Genomic DNA, 13,641 nt, shown 5'->3' with positions numbered 1-13,641 from the left:
CGCTGAAGGAGACGCCCATGTCCCGCCTCGCCCGCCCCACCCACGGCCGCATGATCGCCGGAGTGTGCGCCGCGCTGGCACGGCGCTTCGGCACGTCCGCGACGACGATGCGGGTGATCTTCCTCGTCTCGTGCCTGCTGCCCGGCCCGCAGTTCCTGCTCTACATAGCCCTGTGGATCCTGCTGCCCTCGGAGAGCAAGACGCAGAGCGGGGCACAGACGGCCTGGTGACGCCCGTCCGTGAACGCCGTCGGGGCGCACTCCCGTTGCGGGAGTGCGCCCCGACGGCACGGGGTGTCCGCCGCGGCCCGCGGGGTCAGCCGACCGGAACGCCGTTCACCGGCAGGCCGTGGGTGGGCAGGCCCTGCACGGGCAGTCCGCCGAGCAGCTTGGCGGCCGGGCCCGTCGGTCCCTCGGCGAGCAGCTGCTCGGCGACCGGCTGGGCGGCGGCGAGGCCGGCACCGGCCGCCGTCTGCCCCTGGCCCAGCGCCTCGGCCGAGCCCGGCAGCGTCTGGGAGAGCTGCTCCGCGGGGAGCGCCGCGGTGACGGTCTCCAGCGCCTTGGCGGTGTCGGGCAGGGAGGAGGCCGCCTCGGCGGCTCCCGCACCGGTGGCGGCGAAGGCGGCACCCAGAGCGGCGACACCGAGGGACTTGGCAGCAGACTGCTTCATGAAAGGCGTCCTCGAAAAGAAACGACGGGGGATGTGAGCGGTCCAGCGACGTTAAACACCGGGTACCGCCCGCCGCAAACATCGAAATGCGGACGGATGGTGAAGCCCGTCGGCGTCACCGGAACCCCCACGACCCGCGACTTACTCCCCGGGGGCCGGAGAACCGCTGGTGGAGGCCGTCTGCCGGAACAGCCATTCGGATTTCAGCTCGGCATATCCGGGCTTGACGACGTCATTGATCATCGCCAGTCGTTCATCGAAAGGAATGAACGCTGATTTCATCGCATTGACGGAGAACCACTGCATGTCGTCGAGCGTGTAACCGAAAGCCTCGACAAGGTGCTCGAATTCCCGGCTCATGCTCGTGTGGGACATGAGGCGGTTGTCCGTGTTGACCGTGGCGCGGAAGTGCAGCCGGCGCAGCAGCCCGATGGGGTGCTCGGCGTAGGAGGAGGCCGCTCCCGTCTGCAGGTTGGAGCTCGGGCACAGCTCCAGCGGGATGCGCTTGTCCCGGACGTAGGAGGCCAGTCGCCCGAGTTCGACGCGGCCGTCCTCGTGGACCTGGATGTCGTCGATGATCCGCACGCCGTGCCCGAGCCGGTCGGCGCCGCACCACTGCAGCGCCTGCCAGATGCTGGGCAGCCCGAAGGCCTCGCCGGCGTGGATGGTGAAGTGGTTGTTCTCGCGCTTGAGGTACTCGAAGGCGTCCAGGTGCCGGGTGGGCGGGTAGCCGGCCTCGGCGCCCGCGATGTCGAAGCCGACGACGCCCAGGTCCCGGTAGCGGTTGGCCAGTTCGGCGATCTCCAGGGCGCGGGCCGCGTGCCGCATGGCGGTGAGCAGCGCGCCGACGCGGATGCGCGCGCCCTTCTCCCGGGCGCGCCGCTCGCCTTCCCTGAAGCCCTCGTTGACGGCCTCGACGACCTCTTCGAGGCTCAGTCCGCCCTCCAGGTGCTGCTCGGGTGCGTAGCGCACCTCGGCGTAGACGACGCCGTCCGCGGCGAGGTCCTCGGCGCACTCGGCGGCGACCCGCACCAGGGCGTCGCGGGTCTGCATGACGCCGACCGTGTGGGAGAAGGTCTCCAGGTACCGCTCCAGGGAACCGGAGTCGGCGGCCTCGCGGAACCAGAGGCCGAGCTTGTCCGGGTCGGTGTCGGGGAGCTGGGTGTATCCGGTGTCCCGGGCGAGTTCCACGACCGTGGCGGGGCGCAGTCCGCCGTCGAGGTGGTCGTGCAGCAGAACCTTGGGCGCCCGCCGGATCTGGTCCGGTGTCGGGGTGTTCGCGATGGTCTGGCTCGTCATTTCCGCACTCTAACTCCTACGCGCGTAGAGGGCGCCTGCTCGTCGCTTTACGTTCTCGCCGATATGTAACGGTGACCCCGAGGACGGGTGGCGTACACCCGCCCTTCTGACACTGTTCTGTCATGGCACACCAAGCGACGCCGGCTCGCAGGGCCCGGCTGGGAAGGGCACTGGGTCCGGAGCCGAAGGCGGTGAGCGGCGCGGTGCTGCTGCTGCCCGGGGGTGACGAGGTCTCCGGCCGCAGACCGTCCCCGTTGCTGGCGACCGCCTCCGTACGCGCCGTCGGGCGCCGGCTGGCCCGCGCGGGCCGGGAGGACGGCCTCGCCGCGCACGTGGTGCACTACCGCCTGCGCGGCTGGAACGGCGGCGAGGCCAACCTCGCGCAGGACGCCGCCTGGGCGGTGGACGAGGTGGTGCGGCGCTACGGGGACGTCCCCGTGTGCCTGGTGGGGCTCGCCATGGGCGGGCGGGCCGGGCTGCGGGCGGGCGGGCACGAGGCCGTCAACTCCGTGGTGGCGCTTGCCCCCTGGCTCCCGGTGGAGGGCGGATCGGCGCCACCCGAACCGGTGAAGCAGTTGGTGGGGCGCCAGGTGCTGATCGTGCACGGCACGAACGACGGGCGGAGCGATCCCGAGCTGTCGTTCCGGCTGGCGGCGCGGGCGAAGAAGGCCAACCGGGACGTGTGCCGCTTCGAAGTGCACGCCGAGGGCCACGGGTTGACCCAGTACCGCGACGAAGTACTCGCGCTGACCGAGGACTTCGTGATGGGCGCGCTGTTCGGCAGGCCCGTGTCGCGGCCCGTGCGGGACGCGCTGGCCGCGCCGCCGCCGCTGGGGTTGCGGATGCCGTTGGCCGCGGGGTTCAGCCCTTCGCGGCGGTAGCGCCGTCCGGGCGCCCGTGCCTCGCGGCGGCGCGGCCACGGCGTGGCTGATCGCGCCCTTCAGGTCGGCAGCAGACTGCCCCTCCTCGAGAGCAGGAACCTCTTGAAGGCCGCCACCGGCGGTGTGTCCGGGTGGCCCTCCAGCCAGGCCACGCCGATCTCCCGGACGGCTCTCGGGGCCGTCACCGTCAGTTCGACGACGCCCGGCCGCGGGACGGCGGGCGGGGGCAGCAGGGCCACGCCCAGGCCCGCGGCCACCAGGCCCCGCAGGGTCTCCGCCTCCTCCCCCTCGAAGGCGATCCGGGGTGTGAAGCCGGCCTCCTTGCACAGGTCGTCGGTGATGCGGCGCAGCCCGTATCCGGGCTCCAGGGTGACGAACATTTCCTCCGCCGCCTCGGCCAGGCGGATGCGGCGGCGCCCGGCGAGGGCGTGGTCGGCGGGGACCACCAGGCGGAGCTTCTGCTCGTCCAGGCGGCGGGCCACCAGGTCGGGCGCGTCCGGCACCGGCGAGGTCAGGCACAGGTCGAGTTCGCCCGCCCGCAGGCGTTCCAGCATGGCCTCGCCGTAGTTCTGGACCAGGCTGAAGCGGACCCGGGGGTGGTCGGCGCGGAAGGCGTGCAGGAGGCCGGGGACGGTCTCGGCGCCCATGGTGTGCAGGAAGCCGAAGGCGACCTTGCCTCCGGTGGGGTCGGCGTCGGCGCGGACCTCCTCGGCGGCCCGCTCGATCTCCGCCAGGGCGCGCTCCACGGAGGCGAGGAAGGTGCGGCCCGCCGGGGTGAGGGAGACCGTGCGGCCGTGCCGGGCGAACAGGTCGACCCCGAGGTCCTGCTCCAGGCGGGCCATGGACCGCGACAGCGTCGACTGGGGGACGTCCATCTCCCGGGCGGCGCGCGTGACGTGCTCGGTACGGGCCACCCCGGCGAAGTACGCCAGGCGCGGAGCCAGCACCCGGGACATCTCGGCCATGTCTTCTGTGTCACTGGACGGTGACAGGCGCCGCCCTGAACTCGCTTGATGCACCATGGGAACGATTATGGCCGTTCCATGCATTGGACGGATCAGTCCCGCGGTCCGTACGTTCGAGGCATGTCTCCCGCCAGTACCGGGGCGTCCACCGTCGTGGGCGCCGATGCCTCCGTCCCTGCCGCCGACTCCCGCATGGTCCCGGGCGGGCCCGGCTACCGCCGGATGAGCCTCGCCCTCTTCCTCGCGGGTGTCGCGACCTTCGCGCTGCTGTACTCGACCCAGGCCCTGCTCCCTTTGATCTCCGGGGAGTTCGGGGTGACGGCGAGCGACGCGAGCTGGACGGTGGCGGCCGCGACGGGCGGACTGGCGCTGTTCGTCCTGCCGATGAGCGCCCTGTCCGAGCGCTTCGGACGGCGGACGGTCATGACGGCCTCGCTGGCCGTGGCGGTGACCGTCGGCGTGCTGGTGCCGCTCGCCCCCTCCCTAGGTGCCCTGATCGCGCTGCGGGCCTTGCAGGGCGCCGCCCTGGCGGGGCTGCCGGCGTCGGCGACCGCCTACCTCGCGGAGGAGGTCAGCCCCAGGGCGCTGGTCACCGCCATCGGGCTGTTCGTCGCGGGCAACAGCGTCGGCGGGATGAGCGGCCGGGTCGTCACCGGCTGGGTCGCGCAGGAGTGGGGCTGGCGGATCGCCGTCGCCGTCATCGGCGTGATCGCGGTGGCGTGCGCGGTGGCCTTCCGGCTGCTGCTGCCCGCCCCGCGCCACTTCCGGGCCGGCTCACTGCGCCCGCGCGTCCTGGCCCGGACCGTCCGCGACCACCTGTCCGACCCGCTGCTGCGCCAGCTGTACGCGATCGGCGCGCTGTTCATGACGGTGTTCGGCGGGGTCTACACGGTCATCGGCTACCGGCTGACCGAGGCGCCCTTCTCCCTGCCGCAGGGCATCGTCGGCTCGATCTTCCTCGTGTACCTCGTCGGCACGGTCTCGGCGTCGACGGCCGGGCGCCTGGTGGGCCGGCTGGGCCGCCGCGGCGCGCTGTACGCGGGCGGCGCCACGACGGCGGCGGGCCTGCTGCTCTCCCTGGCCGGGTCGCTCCCGCTGGTCCTGCTGGGCCTGGTCCTCATCACGGCGGGCTTCTTCGCCGGCCACGCGGTGGCGTCCTCCGCGGTGAGCAGGACGGCGACGCACGGCCGCGCCCAGGCCTCCGCGCTGTACCAGTCCGCGTACTACGTCGGCTCCAGCGCGGGCAGCACGGCCGGCGCGGTCGCCTTCCACGCCGGCGGCTGGGCCGGGACGGTCGGGGTCGGCCTGCTGGCCGTGCTCGGCGTCGTGTCGATCACCCTCCTCGGCACCCGCGCGGCCCGGACCGAGCGCCGCCTCGCCACGGCGGCGTGACGCCCCGGCGGACGGCTCCCCCTGTCCGCCGCGGACGGCGTGAAAGGGCCCGCGAGCGGGCCGGAACGCTTGTGGATCAGCTGCCCCGACCTGCGCCTTCGTCCGCTCGGGGGGCCGTTGTCAGTGGGCTGCGGTAGCTTCCGAAGTGCTGGGGCGCGACGGCGCGTGAACAGAACGTCCACAGGGGTGGGTGGAGATGGCGAACAGCACGGCGGCACCGACGGACCTGGACACCAGGCTGGAGGCACACCGCACCGAGCTGACGGGGTACTGCTACCGGATGCTCGGCTCCTCCTTCGAGGCCGAGGACGCGGTGCAGGACACGATGGTCCGGGCCTGGCGCAGCTACGACAAGTTCGAGGGCCGCTCCAGCCTGCGCTCCTGGCTCTACCGCATCGCCACCAACGTGTGCCTGGACATGCTGACCGCGGGGAACAAGCGCGCCCGCCCCATGGACCTGACCGAGTCCACCCCGCTCGCCCGGGCGGCCCTCTCGCCCCGCCCGGACCACACCTGGCTGGAGCCCGTGCCCGACGCCCGTGTGCTGCCGACGACCGACGACCCGGCGGAGGCGGCCGTGGCCAAGGAGTCCGTGCGGCTGGCGTTCATGGCCGCCCTGCAGCAGCTCCCCGCCAAGCAGCGGGCCGTGCTGATCCTGCGCGAGGTGCTGGCCTGGCGGGCGAGCGAGGTCGCCGAGCTGCTGGACACCTCCGTGGCGTCGGTCAACAGCGCCCTGCAGCGGGCCCGCGCCACCCTCGCCGAGCGGCAGCAGCAGCCGGGCGCCGACGCGGCCGTCTCCGACCCGCTGGACGAGGACCAGCAGAAGCTGCTGGAGCGCTACATGGCGGCCTTCGAGGGGTACGACATGGCGGCGCTGACCGCGCTGCTGCACGAGGACGCCATCATGACGATGCCGCCGTTCGACCTGTGGCTGACCGGCGCCGAGGACATCACGGGCTTCATGACCACCCTCGGGGCGCCCTGCGCGGGCTCCCGTCTGGTGCCGGTGCAGGTCAACGGCCTGCCGGGGTTCGCGCAGTACAAGCCGGACCCGGAGAAGGGCGGCTTCACCCCGTGGGCGGTGCAGGTCCTGGAGATCTCAGACGGCCGGATCACCGGGTTCCACTGCTTCCTCGACACCCAGCGCTGGTTCCCCCTCTTCGACCTGCCCCTCCACCTCGAAGCGGAGCCCGACCAGGTCCAGCAGGGCGCATAGCGCCGGGTCCGGGTCGCGCAGCCGTATCCGTCCCCCGGCGCGCCGGGCGGCCAGGTGCAGGCGCGCCAGCAGGTCGACGGCGGCCAGACCCGGTGGCCCGAGCCCCCCGACGTCGCACACCACGACCCGGGCACCCCCGTCCCGCAGCAGTGCCCGTACGTCCTCGCTCAGCCCCCTCACCTCGTCCCGGGTGACGGGGCCGGGCAGTACGAGCACGGGCGGTCTCATGGCGTCCACGAGCGGTAGACCGGGCAGGGGGCGGTAACTCATCGCGGACGGCCGTCCCTCTGGCACCGCGCCCGCGCGCCGCCCGGGCCTGCCGCGCACCTCACATTGACCCTGGCACGGCCCGCCCCGGAGGGTTGGCTGTATGCCGCACGCGTCTGCTCCGCCCGCGCCGACCGAGTCCTGCCGCGCCGCTGAGGCGGTGCCGTGCAGGGGGTGCTGAGCGGGTTCGCGGTGATCGCCGTCGTCATCGGCGTCGGCTATCTGATCGGCCGCCGGGGGTATCTCGGGAGCGGCGGGCGCGAGGTCCTGACGAAGCTGGCCTTCCACGTGGCGTCCCCGGCGCTGCTCTTCACGACCCTGGCCGGGGCCGACCTGTCGGTGGTCTTCTCCGACCGGCTGCTGGTCACCGCGCTGAGCACGGCGGCGGTGGCGGGCGTCTTCGTGGCGGTCGGCGCCGTACGGGGCTGGGGCGTGGGCCGGACCACGATCGGCGCGCTGTGCGCCGGCTACGTGAACTCCGGCAACCTCGGCATCCCGATCGCCGTGTACGTGCTGGGCGACGCGTCACTGGTGGCGCCGGTGCTGCTGTTCCAGCTGGTCGGGGTCACCCCCGTCGCGCTCACGGTGCTGGACCTGGCGAGCGGCGGGCGCAAGCGGCCTGTGTGGCAGCGGCTGCTCACGCCCCTGCGCAACCCCGTGGCGCTGGGGTCGCTCGCCGGTGTGCGGTGTCGGCGTCGGGGCTGCCGCTGCCGGGCCCGCTGATGGATCCCCTGACGCTCATCGGCAACATGTCGGTGCCGGCGGTGCTGCTGGCCTTCGGCATCTCCCTGCGCGGCAGCACGCTCCCGCTGCGCGGCGCCGAACGGGCCCCGGTGCTCCTCGCGGTGGCGCTCAAGGCGGTCGTCCAGCCCCTGGTCGCCTGGGGCGTGGCAGCGGGCGTGTTCGGCCTGCACGGGGCCGCGCTGCTGGACGTGGTGGTGACGTCGGCCCTGCCCGCGGCGCAGAACCTGTTCACGTACGCGAGCAGCTACCGGGTGGGCGAGGTCCTGGCGAGGGAGGCGATCCTGCTGTCGACGGTGGCGGCGGTCCCGGTCCTGGTGGTGGTGGCGGCGGTGCTGGGGTGACCCGGCTCCCGGCTCCCGGCGCACTCGCCGGTGCCGAGGCCGAGGCCGAGGGGTTCGGGCAGCGCGGCGGGTTCTGCGAACGGGACCGGTGGCGGTCCACCGGTCCCGTTCATCCGGACGAGGAACCGCCTGGTCAGGCGATGCGCTCCAGGACCACCGGGGAGGCGGTGAAGTCCGTGCCGGGGGCCGCCACGTCGAAGGAGCCCTCGACCGCCTGGAGGGCGTACGCGAAGCGCTCGGGCGTGTCCGTGTGGAGGGTCAGCAGGGGCTGGCCCTCGGTCACCGTGTCGCCCGGCTTGGCGTGCATCTCGACGCCCGCGCCCGCCTGCACCGGGTCCTCCTTGCGGGCGCGGCCCGCGCCGAGGCGCCAGGCTGCGACGCCGACACCGTAGGCGTCGAGGCGGGTGAGGACACCCGAGGCCGGGGCCTTGATCACGTGCTGCTCGCGGGCCACCGGCAGGGCCGCGTCCGGGTCGCCGCCCTGGGCGGCGATCATCCGCCGCCAGACGTCCATCGCGGAACCGTCGGCCAGCGCCTTCGCCGGGTCGGCGTCCTTGATGCCGGCCGCGTCGAGCATCTCGCGGGCCAGGGCGACCGTCAGCTCGACCACGTCCGCGGGGCCGCCGCCCGCCAGGACCTCCACGGACTCGCGGACCTCCAGCGCGTTGCCCGCGGTGAGGCCGAGGGGGGTGGACATGTCGGTGAGGAGCGCGACGGTCCGCACGCCGTGGTCGGTGCCGAGGCCGACCATGGTGGAGGCCAGCTCGCGGGCGTCCTCGATCGTCTTCATGAAGGCGCCGGTGCCGACCTTCACGTCCAGCACCAGCGAGCCCGTGCCCTCGGCGATCTTCTTCGACATGATCGAGGACGCGATCAGCGGGATCGCCTCGACGGTGCCGGTGACGTCGCGCAGCGCGTAGAGCTTCTTGTCGGCCGGGGCGAGGCCGTCACCGGCGGCGCAGATCACCGCGCCGGTGGTGTCGAGGACGTCCAGCATCTCCTCGTTGGACAGCAGCGCGCGCCAGCCGGGGATCGACTCCAGCTTGTCCAGGGTGCCGCCGGTGTGGCCGAGGCCGCGGCCCGAGAGCTGCGGGACGGCCGCGCCGCAGGCGGCGACCAGCGGGGCCAGCGGGAGGGTGATCTTGTCGCCGACACCGCCCGTGGAGTGCTTGTCGGCGGTCGGGCGGGACAGGGACGAGAAGTCCATGCGCTCGCCGGAGGCGATCATCGCGGCCGTCCAGCGGGCGATCTCGCGCCGGTTCATGCCGTTGAGGAGGATCGCCATGGCGAGCGCGGACATCTGCTCGTCGGCGACCTCCCCGCGGGTGTACGCGTCGATGACCCAGTCGATCTGCTCGTCGCTGAGCTCGCCGCGGTCCCGCTTGGTGCGGATGACGGAGATGGCGTCCATGGCCATGGCTTGGCTTCCTTCCGAGGGTTCCAGAAACCGCACGGCCCCCCTGAGCCGGTCGTACGGGCAACTCAGGGGGGCCGCGCGGGCGTTACTTGCCGAGGTGGTCCGGGCCGAAGGCCTGGGGCAGCATGCGGGACAGCGGCAGGATCCCCTCCGGGGTCTCCAGCAGCAGGTCCGGGCCGCCGAACTCGTGGAGCAGCTGGCGGCAGCGTCCGCACGGCACCAGCGTGGCGCCGTCGCGGTCGACGCAGGTGAAGTGCGTCAGCCGGCCGCCGCCGGTGTTGTGCAGCTCCGAGACCAGGCCGCACTCGGCGCACAGGCCCAGCCCGTAGGAGGCGTTCTCCACGTTGCAGCCGGACACGATCCGCCCGTCGTCGGCCAGGGCCGCGGCACCGACCGGGTAGCCGGAGTACGGGGCGTACGCCCGGGACATGGCGTCCCGGGCCACCGCGCGCAGCTTGTCCCAGTCGACGGCGGGGCCGGCCCCGGTCACTTGCCCTGCCCCTTGCGGTACGGCAGTCCGTCCGCCTTCGGCATCCGCAGCCGCTGCGCGGAGAGCGCGAGGACGACCAGGGTGATGACGTACGGCGTGGCGGAGACGACCTGGTTCGGGACCTCGTCGGTGGAGGCGTACCAGGCGAACACCAGGGCGGCGACCACCGCGGTGATGATCGACGGGGCGTACTTCTTGCGGATGACCAGCCAGATCGCGCCGATGATCAGCAGCAGCGCGCCGAGCAGCAGCAGGGCGTGCACGTTGGCGGAGCCGCCGCGCAGGTTGAGGCTGTCGGTGTAGCCGAACAGGCCGGCGCCGAGGGCGAGGCCGCCCGGCATCCAGTTGCCGAAGATCATCGCCGCGAGGCCGATGAAGCCGCGGCCGCTGACCTGGCCCTCCAGGTAGAAGGGGTTGGCCACGATGGACAGGAAGACACCGCCGAGGCCGGCCAGACCGCCGGAGATGACGACGGCGATGTACTTGTACTTGTAGACGTTGACGCCGAGGGACTCGGCGGCCACCGGGTTCTCGCCGCAGGAGCGCAGCCGCAGGCCGAAGGCCGTGCGCCACAGGACCCACCAGGTGCCGGGGATCAGCGCGACGGCGATCAGGGTCAGCCAGGAGACGTTGGTGACCAGGCCGCCGAGGAGGCCGGCGATGTCCGAGACGAAGAACCAGCCCTGGTTGTTGAGGTCGCGCAGGGCGTCGGACAGTCCCGGCACCGTGAAGTGGCCGAGGGACTCCACCGCCGGGGACTGCTTGGCCGAGCCGCCGGTGTGGCCCTCGAAGGCGAGGGGCGCGAGGTAGCGGGTGGCGCCGAGGGCGAGGATGTTGATCGCCACACCGGAGACGATGTGGTTGACGTTGAAGGTGACGGTGACGAAGGCGTGCAGCAGGCCGCCGATCGCGCCGCCGAGGATGCCGACCAGGACACCGGTCCACGGGCCCCACTGGAATCCGGCCCAGGCGCCGAACCAGGTGCCGAGGATCATCATGCCCTCGAGGCCGATGTTGACCACGCCCGCGCGCTCGGCCCACAGGCCGCCGAGACCCGCCAGGCCGATCGGCACGGCGAGCTGGAGCGCGGTGGACATCTGGCTGACGTTGGTGATGCCGTCGGCGCCGGTGATGAGGCGGACGATCGAGGTGAGCGCCAGTCCGCCGGCGATGATCAGCAGCAGGACGGGCCACGACAGGCGGCGGCCGGTCGGCGCCGCGGGCTGCAGCGTGGGCTGGTTGACGTCGGTCGCCGAGGTAGGAGCGGTCATCGGCCAGCCACCTCCTTCGTGTTCTGGGCGCCGAGGACGTGGCCCGCGGCGAGTTCGGCGCCGACGCGGCGCTGCTGGCGGCGCAGGCCCCATTCGCGGACGGCCTCGTAGGAGACGACGACCGAGAGGACGATCAGGCCCTGCATGATGACCGCGATCTCCTTGTCGTAGCCGTGGAAGTCCAGCTCCGGCGAGGCCTTGTCGAGCCAGGCCCACAGCAGGGCGGCGAAGGCGATGCCGACGGGGCTGTTGCGGCCGAGCAGGGCGATGCCGATGCCGAGGAAGCCGATGCCGGTGGGGAAGTTCAGGCTGTAGGTGTGGGTGTCGCCCAGCAGGATCGGCAGGCCGGCCAGGCCCGCGATGCCGCCGGAGATCAGCATGGCGCTGAGCACCATGCGCTTGGGGTCGACGCCGCTGGCCGCGGCGGCGGTCTGCGAGGCGCCGGAGGCGCGCAGGTCGAAGCCGAAGCGGGTGCGGTTGAGGACGACCCAGTAGCCGATGCCGAGCAGCACGGCGAGCAGGACCAGGCCGTAGATCTCACCGGCGTCGCCCAGCGGGATGCCGGGGATCCAGCCGGACTCGTACATCTCGCCGGTGGTGTTGTTGTTGCCGACCTTGACGCCGAAGACGTCCGGCAGCCACAGGTAGGCGATCACGGAGGTGGCGATCGCGTTGAGCATGATCGTCGCGACGACCTCGCTGACGCCGCGGGTGACCTTGAGGACACCGGCGATGCCGGCCCAGAAGGCGCCGGTGAGGACGGCCGTCAGGAGCAGCAGCGGGATCTGCAGGGCGGCGGGCAGGTTCATGTGGGCGCCGACGACGGCGGCCATCATGGCGCCGAGCTGGTACTGGCCGTCGACACCGATGTTGAACAGGTTCATCCGGAAGCCGATGGCCACCGCCAGGGCCGCGATGTAGTACATCGACGCCTGGTTGATGATGAGCACCTGGATGTCCGAGAAGCCGAGCTGCTCGAACATCAGGGCGAAGGGCTCGACCGGGTTCTTGCCCGACGCGATCAGCACGATCGCGCTCAGGACGAAGGCCACGGCGAGCGCGATGACCGGCCCGGCCACCGCGAGGAGCACGCGCTCCTTGTCGAACTTCTTCATCAGCGGGCCTCGTCTTCCGGAGACTCGGGGGCGTCTGCCTTCGAGATCTCGGGGGTCTCGTCGTGCTCGAGGTGCCCGGTGGCGGCACCGGTCATGGCCGAGCCGAGCTCCTCGGGGGTGATGGTGGCCGGGTCGGCGTCGGCGACCAGCTTGCCGTTGTAGATCACGCGGAGCGTGTCGGACAGGCCGATCAGCTCGTCGAGGTCGGCGGAGATCAGCAGCACGGCCAGGCCCTCGCGGCGGGCCTCGCGGATGTGGTCCCAGATGGCGGCCTGCGCACCGACGTCCACGCCCCGGGTGGGGTGGGCGGCGATGAGGAAGCGCGGCTGGTGGCTCATCTCGCGGCCGACGATCAGCTTCTGCTGGTTGCCGCCGGACAGCGAGGCGGCCGTGACGTCGATGCCGGGGGTGCGGACGTCGTACGCCTCGACGATGCGGCGCGTGTCCTCCTGGGCGGCCTTCGGGTCCAGCCAGACGCCCTTGGCGAGCGGCTTCTCGGTGACGTGGCCGAGGATGCGGTTCTCCCAGAGGGGGGCCTCCAGGAGCAGGCCGTGGCGGTGGCGGTCCTCGGGGATGTAGCCGATGCCCTGCTCGCGGCGCTTGCGGGTGGGCCAGGCGGTGATCTCCTCGTCGGCCAGCCGGATGGTGCCGGCCTCCGGGGAGCGCAGGCCGATGAGGGCGTCGACCAGTTCCGTCTGGCCGTTGCCCTCGACACCGGCGATGCCGAGGACCTCGCCCGCGTGGATGGTGAAGCTGATGTCGTCGAGGAGGGCCTTGCCGCCGGGAGCGGTCAGGCGCACGGAGTCGACGCTGATGACGGGGCGGTCGGTGACCGTGGACTCGGCCGTCTCGGGCGTGGGCAGCTCGCTGCCGACCATCATCTCCGCGAGCTGGCGGGGGGTGGTCTCGCTGGGGACGGCCGTGCCGACGGTGGTGCCGCGGCGGATGACGGTGATCTCGTCGGCGACGGAGAGGACCTCGCCGAGCTTGTGCGAGATGAAGATGACCGACAGGCCCTCGGACTTCAGTTCGCGCAGGTTGGCGAAGAGCGCGTCGACCTCCTGCGGGACGAGGACCGCGGTCGGCTCGTCGAGGATGAGCGTGGTGGCGCCGCGGTAGAGGACCTTGAGGATCTCCACGCGCTGGCGGGCGGCGACACCGAGCTCCTCGACCATGAGGTCGGGCTCGACGCCGAGGCCGTAGCGCTCGGAGAGCTCCTTGATCCTGCGGCGGGCCTTGGCGCCGATGCCGTAGAGCTTCTCGCTGCCGAGCGCCACGTTCTCCAGGACCGTGAGGTTGTCGGCGAGCATGAAGTGCTGGTGGACCATGCCGATGCCGCGGGCGATGGCGTCGGCCGGGGACGAGAAGGCGACCTGCTGCCCGTCGACGGCGATGGTGCCCTCGTCCGGCTTCTGCATACCGTAGAGGATCTTCATCAGTGTCGACTTGCCGGCGCCGTTCTCACCGACGAGGGCGTGCACGGTGCCCTTGCGGACGCTGAGGTGGATGTCGTGGTTGGCCACGACACCGGGGAAACGCTTGGTGATCCCGGCGAGCTCGACGGCGGTCACCGA

Annotated in this window: 13 protein-coding genes and 1 pseudogene; 5 read left to right on the top strand and 9 right to left on the bottom strand. The window is 72.5% G+C overall.

What is annotated here, in order from left to right; translation table 11 throughout:
• The first annotated feature begins 17 nt into the window (after positions 1 to 17).
• Positions 18 to 230 carry a PspC domain-containing protein gene (locus ACFYWG_RS17395; protein WP_383506839.1) on the top strand — a complete coding sequence of 71 codons (213 nt, stop codon included), beginning with the start codon at positions 18 to 20 and terminating at the stop codon, positions 228 to 230.
• A gap of 85 nt (positions 231 to 315) precedes the next feature.
• Here ACFYWG_RS17395 and ACFYWG_RS17390 read toward each other — a convergent pair whose 3' ends face one another.
• Positions 316 to 669, bottom strand: a complete 354-nt coding sequence (locus ACFYWG_RS17390; RefSeq protein WP_376331856.1) for an ATP-binding protein — start codon at positions 667 to 669, stop codon at positions 316 to 318.
• 141 nt (positions 670 to 810) lie between these two features.
• A complete protein-coding gene (locus tag ACFYWG_RS17385) occupies positions 811 to 1,968 on the bottom strand; it encodes an adenosine deaminase (RefSeq protein ID WP_376331855.1) in 1,158 nt (385 codons plus the stop codon).
• Between the two features lie 122 nt (positions 1,969 to 2,090).
• Between ACFYWG_RS17385 and ACFYWG_RS17380 the strand changes: the two genes are divergently transcribed.
• Entirely contained in the window at positions 2,091 to 2,849 is a 759-nt protein-coding gene (locus ACFYWG_RS17380) for an alpha/beta hydrolase (RefSeq protein ID WP_383506842.1), read from the top strand.
• Positions 2,850 to 2,908: 59 nt separating this feature from the next.
• Here ACFYWG_RS17380 and ACFYWG_RS17375 read toward each other — a convergent pair whose 3' ends face one another.
• The gene (locus tag ACFYWG_RS17375; RefSeq protein WP_383506845.1) at positions 2,909 to 3,871 is read right to left on the bottom strand and encodes a LysR family transcriptional regulator; all 963 of its coding nucleotides are present in this window, start codon (positions 3,869 to 3,871) and stop codon (positions 2,909 to 2,911) included.
• A 63-nt stretch (positions 3,872 to 3,934) separates the two neighbouring features.
• On the opposite strand from ACFYWG_RS17375, the gene ACFYWG_RS17370 reads away from it, so the two are divergent.
• Positions 3,935 to 5,206, top strand: a complete 1,272-nt coding sequence (locus ACFYWG_RS17370; protein WP_389202037.1) for an MFS transporter — start codon at positions 3,935 to 3,937, stop codon at positions 5,204 to 5,206.
• A 196-nt stretch (positions 5,207 to 5,402) separates the two neighbouring features.
• Positions 5,403 to 6,422: a sigma-70 family RNA polymerase sigma factor gene (locus tag ACFYWG_RS17365; protein WP_385419114.1), complete on the top strand. Its 1,020-nt coding sequence runs from the start codon at positions 5,403 to 5,405 to the stop codon at positions 6,420 to 6,422.
• On the opposite strand, the gene ACFYWG_RS17360 is transcribed toward ACFYWG_RS17365, so the two are convergent.
• Positions 6,306 to 6,692, bottom strand: coding sequence for an STAS domain-containing protein (locus tag ACFYWG_RS17360; RefSeq protein WP_383506854.1), 387 nt, complete (start codon positions 6,690 to 6,692; stop codon positions 6,306 to 6,308). The genes ACFYWG_RS17365 and ACFYWG_RS17360 overlap by 117 nt on opposite strands.
• Positions 6,693 to 6,854: 162 nt before the next feature.
• Between ACFYWG_RS17360 and ACFYWG_RS17355 the strand changes: the two are divergent.
• Positions 6,855 to 7,774: pseudogene (locus ACFYWG_RS17355) on the top strand (AEC family transporter).
• 133 nt (positions 7,775 to 7,907) lie between these two features.
• Here ACFYWG_RS17355 and ACFYWG_RS17350 read toward each other — a convergent pair.
• From ACFYWG_RS17350 to ACFYWG_RS17330, 5 genes are all read right to left on the bottom strand, one after another.
• A complete protein-coding gene (locus tag ACFYWG_RS17350; protein ID WP_376331871.1) occupies positions 7,908 to 9,185 on the bottom strand; it encodes a thymidine phosphorylase in 1,278 nt (425 codons plus the stop codon).
• A 91-nt stretch (positions 9,186 to 9,276) separates the two neighbouring features.
• Positions 9,277 to 9,681 (bottom strand): cytidine deaminase, encoded by a 405-nt coding sequence (locus tag ACFYWG_RS17345; RefSeq protein WP_376331842.1) that lies wholly within the window; start codon positions 9,679 to 9,681, stop codon positions 9,277 to 9,279.
• Positions 9,678 to 10,952: an ABC transporter permease gene (locus tag ACFYWG_RS17340; RefSeq protein WP_383506859.1), complete on the bottom strand. Its 1,275-nt coding sequence runs from the start codon at positions 10,950 to 10,952 to the stop codon at positions 9,678 to 9,680. The genes ACFYWG_RS17345 and ACFYWG_RS17340 overlap by 4 nt, the downstream gene beginning before the upstream one ends.
• Positions 10,949 to 12,067 carry an ABC transporter permease gene (locus ACFYWG_RS17335; RefSeq protein ID WP_376331839.1) on the bottom strand — a complete coding sequence of 373 codons (1,119 nt, stop codon included), beginning with the start codon at positions 12,065 to 12,067 and terminating at the stop codon, positions 10,949 to 10,951. The genes ACFYWG_RS17340 and ACFYWG_RS17335 overlap by 4 nt, the downstream gene beginning before the upstream one ends.
• The gene (locus tag ACFYWG_RS17330; protein WP_383506862.1) at positions 12,067 to 13,638 is read right to left on the bottom strand and encodes an ABC transporter ATP-binding protein; all 1,572 of its coding nucleotides are present in this window, start codon (positions 13,636 to 13,638) and stop codon (positions 12,067 to 12,069) included. Before ACFYWG_RS17330 ends, ACFYWG_RS17335 begins: the two co-directional genes overlap by 1 nt.
• Positions 13,639 to 13,641: the final 3 nt, after the last annotated feature.

It is taken from the genome of Streptomyces sp. NPDC003456 (genome assembly GCF_042878735.1).
Lineage (GTDB): Bacteria > Actinomycetota > Actinomycetes > Streptomycetales > Streptomycetaceae > Streptomyces.
The sequence above is the reverse complement of the archived record's forward strand: the minus strand, read 5'-3'. Positions and strand labels throughout refer to the sequence as shown.